Source organism: Phenylobacterium sp. SCN 70-31 (genome assembly GCF_001724605.1).
GTDB lineage: Bacteria > Pseudomonadota > Alphaproteobacteria > Caulobacterales > Caulobacteraceae > Phenylobacterium.
In genome coordinates, this window is the sequence record NZ_MEEX01000030.1 from 1 (window position 1) to 14,988 (window position 14,988).

Consider the following 14,988-nt stretch of genomic DNA (forward strand, 5'->3'; position numbering starts at 1 on the left):
GCGAGGTTTGGCCGGGTGAGTTGGGACGGGCGGTTTCGGCGTTAGGGGCGGCATGGGCAGGCGCTGAATTGACACCCCCACCCCAACCCCTCCCCGCAAGGGGGAGGGGCTTCAGCTCGAGTTGAAGGGGTGGTCTGGGGTGATGCGCCTGGGCCAGTTCGCGAAGGGGTCGGGGCTGGGCGGTGAGACCGGGGCCGGCGGGTCGTGGGTGGGGATGTCCCAGCGGTGGCCGGATGGGGGTTCGGGCGACGGCTCTGGAGGCGGCGCCGGTTCGGAGACGGCTTCCGGCGCCGCGGCGAACCCGTCCGGGACCTGAGCGTCTGGGGCCTGCGCCTCTGGGTCGCCGGGACAGGCCCGGCGATGACGAGGTGATTGTTCGGGCACAGGGCGGAAGACCTCTCGGGCTTTGCCCTCGATGAGGTCGCCGTCCTCGGGATCGTTCCCCTCGTCCTCGTCGTCGAGGTCCATGAGGGTGCGGGCGCGGTGGATGAGGGCGTCCAGGTCCTCGGTGAGGAAGTCGGGTCGTTCGGTCCAGTCCCAGGCTTCGGCGTGAAAGCGTTCGGCGAGGTCTTCGCGCTCGGCGGGATCGCAGCCGGCGTCCTCGGCGGCCTCGCGGACGGCCTCGGCCAGGATGTCGAAGCGGCCGGCTCTGGCCAGGCGGTCGGGATCGGGACGGGATGAGGCCCGCTCGGCGCGCTGGCGTCTCAGGCGGTCCTTCAGCGCCAGGGTCTGGCGGAGGGAGCGGGCGAGGCCGCGGTAGGCCCTGGAGAGTTCGGGGATGTCCTTGGGATCCTCGGCGGCCATCAGCGCGCCGTGGGCCTTCTCCGCGGCGGAGAGGTCCAGCGCGGCCAGCCGGTCCAGCGTGGCTAGCGAAACCGTGTCGATGTCGGGTCCCTCGGACATGAGGGACATCCAACCACCCCGCTACGTCAGAAGCGGACGTAGGCGGGCGGCGTCACCGCGACTTCCCGCTTCGCTTGTCCTGGAGATGGCGTCGGTTCGCGGTTGTCTCGTTTGACAGTTGAATTGCGCTCGCGTCCGGCGCGAGCCGGGTTGTCCTCCAAGGAAGGCTTTTGTTAAGGATGCTCTCGACACGCATATACTCGAGGGGGCTTTTCTACGATGGGTAGAATGAAGCAGCTCGTGGCGGCGTGCGCCGTCATGGTTCTGGTTTCGACGGCGGGATCCGCGGCTCAGGCGGCTTGCGTCGGCGTGACGATCGATGCGGCCTTCGCCGCCGACTACACCTGCAACGATCTGGGCGCGGCGCCCGGCGTCCCCGCGAACTATGGCGGGGTCACTTTCCTCAACAACAACACCCTGCTGCTGGGCGGCGCGGCGAACGGCGCAGCCGGCGCCATCTATTCGATGGACGTGACGCGCGACGTCGACGGCCACATCACCGGCCTGGGGGCCGCGACGCTGTTCGCGAGCGCGCCCTACATCGACGGCGGCCTGGCGTTCGGCCCGGACGGCGTGCTGTTCTCGACCGGCTACCCCACCAACACCCTCGTCCAGATCGCGCCCGGCGCGGATTCGCCCGGCAAGGTCATCGCGCTGTCGTCGCTGGGGATCGCCTCGTCGGTCGGGACGCTGCAATTCGTGCCCGACGGGTTCGACGGCGCCGGCGGGCTGAAGCTGGCCAGCTACAACGCCGGCATCTTCTACGACGTCTCCCTGACGCCGGACGGGAGCGGCTTCTTCGACCTCGCCGTGAACAGCTCGGTGTTCATCGGCGGCGGCCCGGAGGGCCTGGTCTATGTCTCGGGTTCCAACCTGGGCTTCGGCGCCGACAGCCTGATGGTCTCGGAATACAGCACCGGCCAGGTGGGCGTCTGGGACATCGACGCCAACGGCAATCCCGTCCTGGGCACGCGCCGGACGTTCCTGTCGGGCCTGAGCGGCGCCGAGGGGGCGGTGATCGATCCGGTCACCGGCGATTTCATCTTCTCCACCTTCGGCGGCGGCAATCGCCTGCTGGTGGTGAGCGGGTTCGAGGCGCCGACCCAGCCGCCGACGGGCGCGATCCCCGAGCCGTCCACCTGGGCCATGCTGATCCTGGGCTTCGGCGCGGCGGGAACGGTGCTTCGCTCGCGCCGGCGGGCGATGGCGGCCTGATTTGCGGCCCGGCGGCGAGAGCCGCCGGGTTTCCCTCGAGAGTGAAGATGGGGCGCCGGGTCGCGGTCGGGGGCCTGCGCCGCTTCAGACGTCCAGGTCGGCGGCGGCGAACTCGGCGTTTTCCTGGATGAACTGGAAGCGCGCCTCGGGCTTGCGGCCCATCAGGCGCTCGACCAGGTCCTCGACCTGCTCTTCGGCCCGGGGCAGGGTGACCCGCGCGAGCGTGCGGGTCTTCGGGTCCATCGTGGTTTCCTTGAGCTGGCCGGGCATCATCTCGCCCAGGCCCTTGAAGCGGCTGATCTCGGGCTTCTTGCCCTTGAAGTCGGACGCCAGGAGCTGGTCGCGGTGCTCGTTGTCGCGGGCGTAGACCGCCTTGCCGCCGTGACTCAGCCGGTAGAGCGGCGGCAGCGCCAGGTAGAGCCGCCCCGAGCGGATCAGGTCGGGCATGGTGCGCCAGAAGAAGGTGATCAGCAGGCTGGCGATGTGCGCCCCGTCCACGTCGGCGTCGGTCATGATGACGATGCGGTCGTAGCGGAGGTCTTCCTCGCGGAACTTCGAACCCGCCTGGGCGCCCAGGGCGAGCAGCAGGTCGGACAGTTCCTTGTTGCCGCCGAACTTGTCGGTCGAGGCCGAGGCGACGTTCAGGATCTTGCCGCGCAGGGGCAGGATCGCCTGGGTCCTGCGGTCGCGCGCCTGCTTGGCCGAGCCGCCGGCCGAGTCGCCCTCGACCAGGAAAAGCTCGGTGCCCTCGGTGGACGATCCCGCGCAGTCGGCGAGCTTGCCGGGCAGGCGCAGCTTGCGGGTGGCCGAGGCGCGGGCCACCTCCTTGTCCTTGCGGCGCTTCAGGCGCTCCTCGGCGCGCTCGACCACGAACTGGAGCAGGGCGCTGGCGGCCTTGGGCTGGGCGGTCAGCCAGTGGTCGAAAGGATCGGCCAACGCCTTCTCGACCAGCCGCTGAGCCTCGGTCGAGGACAGCTTCTCCTTGGTCTGGCCCTGGAACTCGGGGTCGCGGATGAAGACGCTGACCAGGGCTCCCGCCTGGGCCACGACGTCGTCGGCGGTGATGATGCCGCCGCGCTTTTCGCCCACCAGTTCGGCGTACTGCTTCAGGCCGCGGGTCAGGGCCGCCCGCAGGCCGCTCTCGTGCGTGCCGCCCTCGGGGGTCGGCACGGTGTTGCAGTACGACTGCATGAAGCTGTCGGCTTCGCCGAAGCCGGCGGGGGTCCAGGCGACCGCCCATTCCACCTTGCCCGCCTCGCCGGGACGTTCGTAGCGGCCGCTGAAGGCCTCGGGGGTGACGGTCTCCAGCCCCTGGATGCGTTCGCCCAGGAAGTCGGCCAGGCCGTTGGGAAAGCGGAAGACCGCCTCGGCCGGGGTCTGGTCCTGGATGCGGGACGGGTCGCATTTCCAGCGGATCTCGACGCCGCCGAACAGGTAGGCCTTGGACCGCGCCATCCGGTACAGGCGGGCAGGGCGGAAGGACGCCCCCTCGCCGAAGATGACCGGATCGGGCGTAAAGCTGATCTGGGTGCCCTTCTTGCGCGTGGGGCCCAGCTTCTCGATGCCGCCGAGCGGCTTGCCGCGCGTGAAGGCCTGCCGCCACTCGAAGCCGTCCTTCCAGACGGTGACCTCGACCCGTTCGGAGAGGGCGTTCACCACTGACACGCCCACGCCGTGCAGGCCGCCCGAGGTCTCGTAGGCCTTGCCCGAGAACTTACCGCCCGAGTGCAGGACGGTCATGATGACCTCCAGCGCGGACTTGCCGGGATGCTTGGGGTGCGGATCGACCGGGATGCCGCGGCCGTCGTCGGTGACGGTGAGCGCCCCGTCCGCGCCCAGCGAGACGGTGATGGCCTTGGCGTGGCCGGCGACCGCCTCGTCCATCGCGTTGTCCAGCACCTCGGCGAAGAGATGGTGCAGGGCGCGCTCGTCGGTGCCGCCGATGTACATGCCCGGCCGCTTGCGGACCGGCTCCAGCCCTTCCAGGACCTCGATGTCCTTGGCCGAATAGCCGCCCTTCGCCGGAGGGATGTCCGCGCGCGGCTCATGGCTCTCGGCCAGCGGCGCGGCGGGCGCGGGATTCAGCGCGTCGTCGAAGAGGTCTTGGACGGGACGTGGGGAAGCGTTGGACATCACGAGAACATTGCGGCGATTCGACCAGTCCCTCCCTATGGGCGCAGGGCGTGCGCGGCGCAATGTGCGGCGAAGCCGCGGGCGCGTGGTGTGCAGACCCTGATTCTGCCGCACCATGTTCGCCGGGCTGCAGGGAGGGTGGCGTGGCGAACTGGAAAGATCCCGAGATTGCGGGGGTTCGGGCGATCCTGGCGGCGCGCCAGCCCGAGCCCGGCGCGCCGACGCCCGGGTTCCCCGAGCGCCGGGCGGCGATGGACGCCCTGGGCGAGAAGGGCGCGCTGCCCGTCGGCTGCTATCATGAGCCCGTGACGCTGGGGGGCGTCCGCGGCGAGCGGGTGGTCCCGCAGGGCGCGGCGCCGGGGCGCACGATGCTCTACCTCCACGGCGGGGCCTATACGATGGGCAGTCCGCGCAGCCACCGGCCGCTCGTGGCGCGGCTGGCCGAGGCGGCGCGGACCGTGGCGGTGGCGGTGGACTATCGCCTCGGACCCGAGCACCGGTTTCCGGCGGCGGTCGACGACGCGCTGGCGGCCTATCGGGCCCTGCTGGACGGCGGCGCCGAGCCGGAGCGGCTGGTGGTGGCGGGGGACTCCGCCGGCGGCGGCCTGGCGATGGCCCTGGCCCTGGCGCTGAAGCGGGACGGGCTGCCCCAGCCCGCGGGCTGGTTCGTCATGAGCCCCTGGGCCGACCTGACCCAGTCGGGCGCCAGTTACGCCAGCAAGACGGCCACCGATCCCACCATCAACAAGCCGCGCCTGGACGAGAACGCCCGCGCGTACCTGGGCGGGCTGGACCCCCGCGATCCGCTGGCCTCGCCGGTGTTCGGCGACTTCGAGGGGGTGTCTCCCGTCCTGATCCAGGTGGGGTCGGAGGAGGCGCTGCTGAGCGACAGCGTCACCCTGGCCGACGTGCTGGCCCACGCGCGGGTGGCCGTGCGCCTGGAGGTGTGGCCCGAGATGATCCACGTCTTCCACGCCTGGGGACCGGTGCTCCAGGCGGCCCGGCGGGCGGTCGCCGACGCCGGGGCCTGGATGGACGCGCGGCTCGGCTGAGGCGGTGAGGCGTCGTGGCGTCGTCGGCGTGCTCGCCAGCCTCGGGCTCGCGCTGACTGTCGGGTGCGCGCCGCGGGCCGCGTCGACGAGGGCGTCGACGCTGGTGGTCTGGGCGTGGGAGCGGCCCGAGGACCTGCGGTTCCTGCCCCCGGGGGTCGAGATCGCGGCGCTGACCGGGTTCATCGAGATCTCGGGGCCGCGCACGGTCATACGGGGTCGGCTTCACCCGTTGCGGGCGCAGGCGGGCCAGGTGACGACCGCCGTCGTCCACGTGGAGATCGACCCCCGCCGGCCGTTCGAATGGTCGGAGGCCCGCGAGGCCGAGGTGGCCGCCGCCATCCTGGACCTGGGGGGCGCGGCGTGGGCGCGTCGGCTCCAGGTCGATTTCGAGGTGAGGGCCTCGCAGCGTCCGATCCTCCTGGGCGTCCTGCGCCGGGTCCGGGATGGCCTGAAGCCGGGCGTCGTGCTCTCGATGACCGCCCTGGCCTCGTGGTGCGAGACCGAGGGATGGCTGGCCGAGGCCCCGGTGGACGAGATCGCGCCGATGCTGTTCAGGATGGGGCGCGGCGGCGTCCCGATCCGCGAGAAGCTGGGCGCCGGGGGCGACTTCCGGAACGCGCGATGCCGCGACGCCCTGGCGATCTCGACCGACGCCCCGCTGCCGGGTGCGCCGGCGGGGCGGCGGGTCTATCTGTTCAATCCGCGAAGCTGGTCGGCGGCCGATTTCGCGGCGATCGAGGAGAGGGTTCGGGCATGGCGGGCCGTGCGGTGAGGTTTGGGCTCGGGCTAGCGGTCGCGGGCCTGCTGGCCGCCGTCGGGGGCGCCGCGGGCGCCTCGGGCGTGGCCGGCGGCGTGCCCTGGTACGTCGACCGCTTCGGGGGCGAGCCTGCGGACCTCGACGCCCTGTATCGCGGGCGTGTCGGGGTGGTGATGGCGCGTGCGCCGCGTCCCCAGCTCTACATGGCCTGGCGGCTGCTGCATGGTCAGGCCGTGGGGCCGGCGGCGGGGGCGGCGCTCTCGGTCCCCTGCTGCGACGGCCCGCTGAAGAACGTCTACGACGACCCCGGGGGCGAGACCGGCTCCAGCCAGTGGCTCGCCGCGCGCCGGCTGGTCAAGGACGCGCCGCGCAAGGCCTATACGCCGACGGGGCGGGAGCAGCCCTACTACATGTGGTCGGCCCAGTGCTTCGACGACGCCTTCCGCAACGCCGCCCAGACCTTGAAGGCGCGGGTGGCCGCGCATGGGGGCGCCTCGCCCTGGTGATCGCGTGGCTGGACGCCCAGGACGCGGTGTTCGCCACCTGCCAGGAAGAGGTCGCCCTGCCGCCGCTTCCCGCGGGCGCGCCGGCCTGGCTGAAGGCCGACCGCGCCTATCAGGCGGCCGCCCACGCCCTCTACGCCGGGCGGACGACCGAGGCGGCGGCGGGCTTCGGCGCGATCTCGCTGGACGACGGGTCGCCCTGGCGCGGGATGGGGCCCTACCTGAAGGCGCGCGCGCTGCGCCGCGCGGCGCTGGCCGAGCCGTCGCCCGAGCGTTTCACCCTGGCGCGGGTGGCCATCGCCGACCTGTCGCGCCGGCCGGCCGGGACCTTCGGCCGCGACGAGGTGCGGCCGATGCTGCGCAGCCTGGACTTCCGCGACCGCCCGCGCGACCTCATGGCCGAGCTTTCCGGCGAACTCGCCGCGCCGGCCGCGCCGGCCGATCTGGCGGTGGTGTTCCGCGACGCCGTCAGCCTCGCGCGGCTAGGCCAGCCGCCGCCCGAGCCGCTGGACTGGATCGCGACCCTGCGGCCCGAGGCGGACGCGGCGGCGGGCCAGGCGGCGAACTGGGAGCCCCAGGCGATGGCCCGGCTTCGGCGCGAGGCGCGGCTGGCGTCGCAGGCGCATGCGGTGCGGCGCTGGCGGGCCGGCGGCTCGTCCGCGTGGCTGGTCGCGGCCCTGGCCCTGGGCGAGCCCGGCGACGGGACCGCCGCCGCCCTGGTCGTCGCGGCGCGTGCGGTGGATGGCGGGGACCCGGCCTGGCTCACCGTCCAGTATCACCTGGGCCGGCTGACCCTCGCGACCGATCCGCCGGCGACGAGCCGTGCGCGCCTGGACGCCATCCTGGCCCGCCGCGACCTGTCGACCAGCGATCGCAACCTGTTCGCCGCCCAGCGGGCGCAGGTGGCCGCCGACCTGGGCGACTTCGCCCGCTTCGCGCTGCGGCGCCGGATCTGCCCGGTGGCGGCCTATGTGGACGGCGTGGCCTCGCCGGACAACGGCTGCAAGCGCGAGGTGTGGCTGCCGGCCCACGTGGCGGACAGCGGGGTGTACGACGGCGTGGGCGAGACGGGGACCGTGGGCTTCGGCGAGGACGCCCGGGCGATCATCGACCGCATGCCGCTGGCCCAGCGCATCGCCCTCTCGCGGCATCCCGCCGTCCCCGGCCAGCTCAGGCTGGACCTGGCGATCACCAGCTATGCGCGCGCCGTGCTGCTCCAGGACCATGCCGCGGTCGACGGGCTGGCGGCCGATCTTGCGAAGCTGCTGCCGCAACTGGCGCCGGAATGGCGGCGCATCCGCGAGACGCCCGTGGGGCCGGCGAAGCGGTTCGCCGAGTTCTTCGTCCTGGCCAAGGTTCCGGGCGTCCGCACCGACCTAGTGGACTACACGCGGCCGGAAGGGACGGTGGCGCAGTTCCAGTACTACTGGATCCCGTGGGTGCTGGTGAGCCGGCCGGTGATGCCCGCGCCGCCGCCGCTGGCCCTCTATCAGGCGGACGGCAGCGGGGTGGAGGCCGACGACCCCGATTCGGTCACCGACCTGACGTGCCTCGGGGAGTGCGGGGTCGCCGCCACGCCGCTCCGGCTGCCGGACTTCGTCGTGGACGGGCAGCGGCAGGCGCTGGACGAGCGGAGCCGCTTCGTCCGCCGGGAGGCCGCGGGCTGGGCCGAGCCGCCGCCGCCGATGCCGGCGGGCGGCGTGTCGGTGTGGGACGAGATGCTGGCCTTCGCCCGGGCCAACCCCACGCATCCCCAGGTTCCCGAGGCGCTCTACTGGATCAACCGGGCCGGCCGGTGGGGCGGCAGCCATGCGCAGTCGGGCAAGCGGGCGTTCCAGCTCCTCCATGCCCGCTACCCGAAGTCGACCTGGGCGAAGCGCTCGCCCTACTACTACGACTGAAGGCGGGCGGGCGGCCTACTTGGGGCTGTAGATCGCCGTCAGCAGGTCGGGGGTTCCGGGGGTGCGCTCGAGCCGCGGGTAGCGGAGGCCGCCGCGGTAGTCGATCGACACCTCGCCGAAGTGTTCGCCGTTGCGCACGGTGAGCCGGATCGGCGCGCCGGCCTTGCCGGCCGTGACCGCGGCCTTCAGCCGGTCGGGGGTGTAGGCGAACCCGTCGACCGCGAGGATTCGGGTCGAGACCGTGAGGCCGGCGTCGAAGGCGGGGCTGTCCCAGAGCACGCCGGTCACCTCGCCCTCGCGGCCGACCACGAGGCCGAGCGAGTACGACAGGTCGGTCCGCTTGTAGAAGGTTTCCACGCTGCGGAAGTAGTCGGTGGGCGCCTCGGCGTAGACCAGTTTCCAGCCGCCGCGGGTCAGGCCGTCCAGCGGAGGACGGGGGGCCACGTCCTGGAGCCGGGCCTTGAGGAACCCGGCCCAGTCGTAGGGCTCGACCGCGTTCAGGGCGGCGACCACGTCGTCGAAGGTGAAGGCCCGGGGCGTGCGGTCGCCGTCCTTGCCGCCGAAGAAGGCGCGGGCGAAGTCGTCCAGCGAGCGACGGCCGCGCGAGCGCTCGCGGATCAGGGTGTCGGCGTCGAGCCAGACGAGCTGGCCCTCGGAGTAGTAGTCCTCGCTGCGCTGCCAGCTCAGCCAGGGCTGGGGGCGGCGATCGTTGATCACGGGGTCCTGGGTGGTGTCCTCCACCGCCCGCCAGCGACGGCCCGCGCGGGTCTCGTAGACGGCCGCGGTCGAGGCCAGCGCCTCAAGGCTCTGGGCGACCGAGAGGAAGCCCGAGCGGCCGCCCAGGACATAGCCCCAGTACTGGTCCTGCCCCTCGTAGACCCACAGGAGCTGACCGCGCATGGGCACGTTGAAGTCGGGCGTCCAGAGGTCGGCCGGGCGACGATACTTGCCGACCCAGGCGTGCGCGTACTCGTGCGGCAGCAGGTTGCGGTCGGCCTGGGCGCTGTTCCAGTCGATGAAGTAGCCCGGCTCCACCTGGTTCTCGCTGGACCGGTGGTGCTCCAGGCCGATGGAGCCCAGGCGGTCGGTGATCGCCAGCAGGAACTCGTAGCGGTCGAACGGCCGCGAGCCGAACAGCCGGTCGGCCTGGCGCACGAGATTGCGGTGGATCTCGACGATGGCGGGGGTGGCGGCCAGCTCCTCGGGCCGGTCTGCGACAACGTGCAGGCGCACGGGGATCTTCCCACCCGGGTCGAGATCGTAGAGGCGGGCGTAGCGGCCGGCGAAGAGCGGCGAATCCACCAGCGTCTCGAAGTCGACGGGCTGGAAGCGGATCAGGTTTTCCTGAGCCTGCGCGGCGTCGAGCGCCGCCGCGTAGCTCCAGCCCGGCGGCAGCTTCAGGGTGGTCTCGAACGCGATGCGCCGCGTGAACCAGCCGGCCGGATAGAGGGCGAGGGCGTTCCACTGGAGATTCATCATCTCGGGCGTCACCACCACCCGGCCCTGGTTCGGGGCGGTGGGCGACAGGAACTGGAACTCCACCTCCAGCTGGCGCGCGCCGGCCGGCGGATCGACGTGGAAAGCGTAGACATCGACGGTGTCGCGCCTCCAGGCGACGGGGCGTCCGTCCGCCTTGACGCTGAGCCCGGCCACCTTCTCGATCGGGCCGCGCGGCGCATGGTTCCCCGGCAGCCAGGCGGGGTAGAGCAGGGTGACGCGGCCGGGCTCGGCGATGGGGATCACCTGCTTCACCCGCACGATGCGGCGGACCGTGTCCGTGGCGTCCACCTCCAGCTTGATCACGCCCGGATAGGGGATGTCGCGCGGCGCCGGGATCGGCGCGGGCAGGGGCGTGGGCTGAGGTCCGGGGGAAGGCTGGGCGAAAGCTGGCGCGCCGAGGACGAGCGCCGCGGCGGCGGCGAGCAGGGAGAACTTCAAGTCAGGCGAACCCGATGCTGTGGCATGATCGGGCGACACTAGGCCGTCCCACGCCGACGTCACAACCCCGGGGCGTCGCGGAGCGGTAACGCTTGTTATGGAACCACGAAAGACACGAAAGGACACGAAGGGGGCGTGCTGATCGGCCGCGAAGCGGCGCCTTCCAAATTCAAGGAACCGCGGAAGACGCGGATAAGCGCGGAAGGCGAAGCTGCGATTTCTGCGTCCTTCCGCGTTTTCCGCGGTTCCCATGTCGGAGCCTCGGCTCGCGCCGAGGCTCGGGAGTCGGCCGCGCTTTTCGTGTCTTTCGTGGTTCCAAAGACGCCGGCGCGAAAAGGGCCGCGGATGGCTCCGCGGCCCTTCGGATCGCTTCAGGAAAGCGCGACTAGCACTTGAAGTACATGTCGAATTCCACCGGATGGGGGTGGAGTTGGAGGCGCATGACCTCTTCCATCTTCAGCTCGATGTAGCTGTCGATGAAGTCGTCGTCCATGACGCCGCCCTTCTTGAGGAAGGCGCGGTCCTTGTCGAGGCTCTCGAGGGCCTCGCGCAGCGAGCCGCAGACTTCCGGGATCTTCTTCTGCTCGCGCGGCGGCAGGTCGTAGAGATTCTTGTCCGCCGGGGCGCCGGGATCGATCTTGTTCTCGATGCCGTCGAGGCCCGCCATGAGCAGCGCCGTGAAGGTCAGGTAGGGGTTGCCCATCGGGTCGGGGAAGCGGGCTTCGATCCGCTTGCCCTTGGGGCTGTCCACGTGCGGGATGCGGATCGAGGCCGAGCGGTTGCGGGCCGAGTAGGCCAGCTTCACCGGGGCTTCGTAGCCGGGCACCAGGCGCTTGTACGAGTTCGTCGTGGAGTTCGAGAACGCGTTGATCGCCTTGGCGTGCTTGATGATGCCGCCGATGTACCACAGGCAGAGGTCGGACAGGCCGGCGTACTTGTCGCCCGCGAACAGCGGCTTGCCGTTGGCCCAGATCGACTGGTGGACGTGCATGCCCGAGCCGTTGTCGGCGAACATCGGCTTGGCCATGAAGGTCGCCGTCTTGCCGTAGGCGTGGGCCACGTTGTGGATCACGTACTTATAGAGCTGAAGGCGGTCGGCCATGGTGATCATGGTGTCGAACTTCAGGCCCAGCTCGTGCTGCGCCGGCGCCACCTCGTGGTGGTGCTTCTCGGGCTTCATGCCCAGCTCGCCCATGACCGCCAGCATCTCGCCGCGCAGGTCCTGGCCGGAGTCGACCGGGTTCACGGGGAAGTAGCCGCCCTTGGGGCCCGGACGATGGCCCATGTTGCCTTCCGGGTACGCCTTGCCCGAGCTGACCGGCAGTTCGGTGGAGTCGTAGGCGTAGAAGGTGTTGTGCGGGGCGGTGTCCCAACGCACGTCGTCGAACACGAAGAACTCGGCCTCGGGACCGAAGAACACCGTGTCGCCGATGCCCGCCGACTTGACATAGGTCAGCGCCGACTTGGCGATCGAGCGCGGGTCGCGATTGTAGGGCGTGTTGGTGTCGGGGTTCACGATGTCGCAGAACAGCGCCAGCGTGGTCTGCTGGTAGAACGGGTCGATGATCGCCGAGTCCAGGTCGGGACGCAGCTTCATGTCGGACTCGTTGATCGCCTTCCAGCCGGCGATGGACGAGCCGTCGAACATGGTGCCGTCGGTGAGGAATTCCTCGTCGACCAGATCGATGTCGAAGGTCACGTGCTGCATCTTGCCGCGCACGTCGGTGAAACGGACGTCGACGTATTTGACGTCCTTTTCCTTGATCTGGTCCAGGATGTCTTTGGCGGAAGCCATGGCGGTTATCCCCTTCTTGAAATCGACAGTTCGGTGATCAGACGGCGACCGAGCCGGTCTCGCCGGTGCGGATGCGCACGACGTCCAGGACGTCGGAAACGAAGATCTTGCCGTCGCCGATGCGGCCCGTGCGGGCGGCTGTGGCGATGGCTTCGAGCGCCCGATCGACCTGATCGTCGGCGACGACGACCTCGATCTTGATCTTGGGCAGGAAGTCCACGACGTACTCGGCGCCGCGGTAGAGTTCGGTCTGGCCCTTCTGGCGACCGTAGCCCTTGGCCTCGATCACCGTCATGCCCTGGACGCCCAGGTCCTGCAGGGCCTCCTTCACCTCGTCGAGCTTGAACGGCTTGATGATGGCTTCGATCTTTTTCATGCGCCCGTCTTCACACTCGCGTCTTCGTACTTGGGTCTTCGTACTTGGGTCTTCGTCCTCGGGGCCGGCCTTCGTCCAACGGGGACGCGCCCGGCGGTCGGCGGCGAACCAGCACGCGCCGGGCCGCGGCCACAAGCGGGGTTTGGTTGCCTGCCGCTGCGGCCGGCTGGGAAACTGAACAGGCGCCTGAAAATTAGGCGTCGATAGATCAAAAATCGATCATGTCGGAAAACGACCCGCCGCGGCGGGTTCACCGGCCCTGATCGCGGCCAAAGGCGTTTGGGAGGCGACTGGACGATGGATGAACGGACCCCTGTGCTCATCGGGGCGGGCCAATTCACGTATCGCGGCGATCCGGCCGTTTCGCCGTCGCCGACCACGCTGCTGAAGATTGCGGCGGAACGGGCGGCGATTGACGCCGGTCTGGGCGCCGAGGCCCTGTCGCGCGCCGACGCCGTGGCGGTGGCGGGCTACAGCATCGACGCCGCCGGCTCGAAGCAGGGGACGATCCCCCATTCCAGCAACCCGCCGGCGCAGCTCTCGGCCATGCTGGGCGCGGCGCCCCGCTGGGCGGTCTATTCCGAGATGGGCGGCAACACGCCCCAGTACATGATCAACGTCCTGGCCGAACGCATCGCGCGCGGCGAGACCGAGGTGGCCCTGGCCGTGGGCTGCGAGTTCCTGGGCTCGACCATGAAGCGCCTGGGCAAGGGCCTGCCGTTCGACGACTGGGCCGCGGTGGAGGACGAGAGCCCGGACCCGCCGGCCCGGATCGGGGACCCGCGGCCCGGCAATTCGCCCTACGAGGCGCGCTACGGCCTCAACCGGCCGATCAACGTCTATCCCCTGTTCGAGAACGCGCTGCGGGCCCGGGACGGCCGCTCGATCGCCGACCATCAGGCGCGGCTCGGACGGTTGTTCTCGCGGTTCACCGAGGTGGCGGCCGGGAACCCGGAGGCGTGGTTCCCGATCCGCCGCACGCCCGAGGACCTGGTCACGGTCACCGAGAAGAACCGCATGATCGGCTTCCCGTATCCCAAGCTGCTGAACGCGATCATGGAGGTGGACCAGTCGGCGGCGGTGATCCTGGCCAGCGTGAAGGCCGCGCGCGAACTGGGCGTGCCCGAGGACCGCTGGGTCCATCTCCACGGCTGCGCCGACGCGAACGACCTGTGGCACGTGCTGGAGCGCCGGGACTTCCATTCGAGCCCCGCCATGCGCCTGACGGGCCGGCGCGCGCTGGAGATGGCCGGCGTGGGCCTCGACCGCATCGACCACATCGATCTCTACTCCTGCTTCCCGGTGGCGGTGGAGGTGGGGGCCGAGGAGCTGGGCCTGTCGCTGGACGATCCGCGGGGGTTCACCGTGACCGGCGGCCTGCCCTACATGGGCGGCCCGGGAAACAACTATCCCATGCATTCGGTGGCCACGATGATGGGGCTGCTGCGGGCGAAGCCGGGGACCTACGGCCTGGTCACCGCCAACGGCTGGTATCTGACCAAGCAGTCGACGGGGATCTATTCCACCACGCCGCCCAGCCGCCCCTTCGAGCGCCAGGACCCGGCCGTGATCCAGCGCGAGATCGACGCCATGCCGCATCCCGAGGTGATCGAGGCGCCCGAGGGCCGGGCCGTGGTCGAGACCTATACGGTGGTCCACAAGCGCGAGGGGCCGTTCCTGGGCATCGTAGTGGGGCGCGACGCAAGCGGCCGCCGCTTCGCCGCGCACACCCCCTCCGATCCGGCGACGCTGATGGGGATGGAGGCGCAGGAACAGGTTGGCCGGACGGGAACTGTGGGCCAGAAGGAGGGCCGCAACCTCTTCATTCCGGACTGATCCTCATGGCGCGCCTCTACCTGATCCGGCACGGCCGGCCCTCTTCCACCTGGGGTGGCCACGACGACGACCCGGGCCTGGACGATGTGGGCCGCGGCCAGGCCGAGGCGGCGCGGGACTGGCTGCTGTCGCGGCCGACGGACGCGCGGCCCCGGCTGGTGGTCAGCTCGCCCCTGCGCCGCTGCCGCGAGACGGCGGTTCCCACCGCCGAGGCGCTGGGCGTGGCCGTGGAGGTGGATCCGGTGGTCGGCGAGATCCCGACGCCGGCGGCGCTGTCGGCCGAGGCGCGCCCCGGGTGGCTGCGCAGCGCCTTCCAGGGGACCTGGCAGGCGATCGAGGGCGACATGGACTACGACGCCTGGCGCGGCGACATCGTGACCTCGCTGGCGGCGCGGGGGAACACGGCCGTCTTCTCGCACTATGTGGCGATCAACGCCGCCGTCTCCCGGCTGATGGGGGTGGACCAGGTGCTGGCCTTCCGGCCCGACCACTGCTCGATCACCGTCCTGGAGACCGACGGGACCACGGTCCGGCTGGTGGAGACGGGCGCCGAAGCGGCGACCAACGTGCTTTGACGGG

At 71.0% G+C, this 14,988-nt stretch carries 12 protein-coding genes; 7 read left to right on the forward strand and 5 right to left on the reverse strand.

From position 1 onward, the window contains the following. Positions 1 to 111: 111 nt before the first annotated feature. A complete protein-coding gene (locus tag ABS78_RS18995) occupies positions 112 to 903 on the reverse strand; it encodes a hypothetical protein (protein WP_293383078.1) in 792 nt (263 codons plus the stop codon). Positions 904 to 1,131: 228 nt separating this feature from the next. Between ABS78_RS18995 and ABS78_RS19000 the strand changes: the two genes are divergently transcribed. Beyond that, complete coding sequence (locus ABS78_RS19000; protein WP_293383080.1) at positions 1,132 to 2,118, forward strand: PEPxxWA-CTERM sorting domain-containing protein; 987 nt, start codon at positions 1,132 to 1,134, stop codon at positions 2,116 to 2,118. 84 nt (positions 2,119 to 2,202) lie between these two features. Here ABS78_RS19000 and parE read toward each other — a convergent pair whose 3' ends face one another. Beyond that, positions 2,203 to 4,251, reverse strand: coding sequence for a DNA topoisomerase IV subunit B (parE, locus tag ABS78_RS19005; RefSeq protein WP_293383082.1), 2,049 nt, complete (start codon positions 4,249 to 4,251; stop codon positions 2,203 to 2,205). A gap of 143 nt (positions 4,252 to 4,394) precedes the next feature. Between parE and ABS78_RS19010 the strand changes: the two genes are divergently transcribed. The 4 genes from ABS78_RS19010 to ABS78_RS19025 are packed head-to-tail and all read left to right on the forward strand — an operon-like array spanning position 4,395 to position 8,464. Further along, positions 4,395 to 5,303 (forward strand): alpha/beta hydrolase, encoded by a 909-nt coding sequence (locus tag ABS78_RS19010; RefSeq protein ID WP_293383085.1) that lies wholly within the window; start codon positions 4,395 to 4,397, stop codon positions 5,301 to 5,303. A 4-nt stretch (positions 5,304 to 5,307) separates the two neighbouring features. Then, on the forward strand, positions 5,308 to 6,075 hold the full coding sequence (locus ABS78_RS19015; RefSeq protein WP_293383088.1) for a hypothetical protein: 768 nt from the start codon (positions 5,308 to 5,310) through the stop codon (positions 6,073 to 6,075). Continuing rightward, a complete protein-coding gene (locus tag ABS78_RS19020) occupies positions 6,057 to 6,566 on the forward strand; it encodes a hypothetical protein (protein ID WP_293383091.1) in 510 nt (169 codons plus the stop codon). The genes ABS78_RS19015 and ABS78_RS19020 overlap by 19 nt, the downstream gene beginning before the upstream one ends. After that, positions 6,563 to 8,464, forward strand: coding sequence for a hypothetical protein (locus ABS78_RS19025; RefSeq protein WP_293383094.1), 1,902 nt, complete (start codon positions 6,563 to 6,565; stop codon positions 8,462 to 8,464). The genes ABS78_RS19020 and ABS78_RS19025 overlap by 4 nt, the downstream gene beginning before the upstream one ends. A gap of 15 nt (positions 8,465 to 8,479) precedes the next feature. Here ABS78_RS19025 and ABS78_RS19030 read toward each other — a convergent pair whose 3' ends face one another. The 3 genes from ABS78_RS19030 to ABS78_RS19040 form a co-directional block, all read right to left on the reverse strand. Then, positions 8,480 to 10,402 carry a peptidase M61 gene (locus tag ABS78_RS19030; RefSeq protein WP_293383097.1) on the reverse strand — a complete coding sequence of 641 codons (1,923 nt, stop codon included), beginning with the start codon at positions 10,400 to 10,402 and terminating at the stop codon, positions 8,480 to 8,482. Between the two features lie 385 nt (positions 10,403 to 10,787). Continuing rightward, on the reverse strand, positions 10,788 to 12,197 hold the full coding sequence (glnA, locus tag ABS78_RS19035) for a type I glutamate--ammonia ligase (RefSeq protein WP_293383100.1): 1,410 nt from the start codon (positions 12,195 to 12,197) through the stop codon (positions 10,788 to 10,790). Between the two features lie 37 nt (positions 12,198 to 12,234). Next, on the reverse strand, positions 12,235 to 12,573 hold the full coding sequence (locus ABS78_RS19040; RefSeq protein ID WP_293383103.1) for a P-II family nitrogen regulator: 339 nt from the start codon (positions 12,571 to 12,573) through the stop codon (positions 12,235 to 12,237). A 297-nt stretch (positions 12,574 to 12,870) separates the two neighbouring features. On the opposite strand from ABS78_RS19040, the gene ABS78_RS19045 reads away from it, so the two are divergent. Together ABS78_RS19045 and ABS78_RS19050 are read left to right on the forward strand one after the other, a co-directional pair. Beyond that, positions 12,871 to 14,409, forward strand: a complete 1,539-nt coding sequence (locus tag ABS78_RS19045; RefSeq protein WP_293383106.1) for an acetyl-CoA acetyltransferase — start codon at positions 12,871 to 12,873, stop codon at positions 14,407 to 14,409. A 5-nt stretch (positions 14,410 to 14,414) separates the two neighbouring features. Beyond that, a complete protein-coding gene (locus ABS78_RS19050; RefSeq protein ID WP_293383109.1) occupies positions 14,415 to 14,984 on the forward strand; it encodes a histidine phosphatase family protein in 570 nt (189 codons plus the stop codon). Positions 14,985 to 14,988 lie beyond the last annotated feature (4 nt).

Bases quoted from the DNA above. Each gene is read 5' to 3' on its own strand.
- ABS78_RS18995 (WP_293383078.1), bottom strand. From the start codon at position 903: ATGTCCGAGGGACCCGACATCGACACGGTTTCGCTAGCCACGCTGGAC.
- ABS78_RS19000 (WP_293383080.1), top strand. From the start codon at position 1,132: ATGAAGCAGCTCGTGGCGGCGTGCGCCGTCATGGTTCTGGTTTCGACG.
- parE (WP_293383082.1), bottom strand. From the start codon at position 4,251: ATGTCCAACGCTTCCCCACGTCCCGTCCAAGACCTCTTCGACGACGCG.
- ABS78_RS19020 (WP_293383091.1), top strand. From the start codon at position 6,057: ATGGCGGGCCGTGCGGTGAGGTTTGGGCTCGGGCTAGCGGTCGCGGGC.
- glnA (WP_293383100.1), bottom strand. From the start codon at position 12,197: ATGGCTTCCGCCAAAGACATCCTGGACCAGATCAAGGAAAAGGACGTC.
- ABS78_RS19040 (WP_293383103.1), bottom strand. From the start codon at position 12,573: ATGAAAAAGATCGAAGCCATCATCAAGCCGTTCAAGCTCGACGAGGTG.
- ABS78_RS19045 (WP_293383106.1), top strand. From the start codon at position 12,871: ATGGATGAACGGACCCCTGTGCTCATCGGGGCGGGCCAATTCACGTAT.
- ABS78_RS19050 (WP_293383109.1), top strand. From the start codon at position 14,415: ATGGCGCGCCTCTACCTGATCCGGCACGGCCGGCCCTCTTCCACCTGG.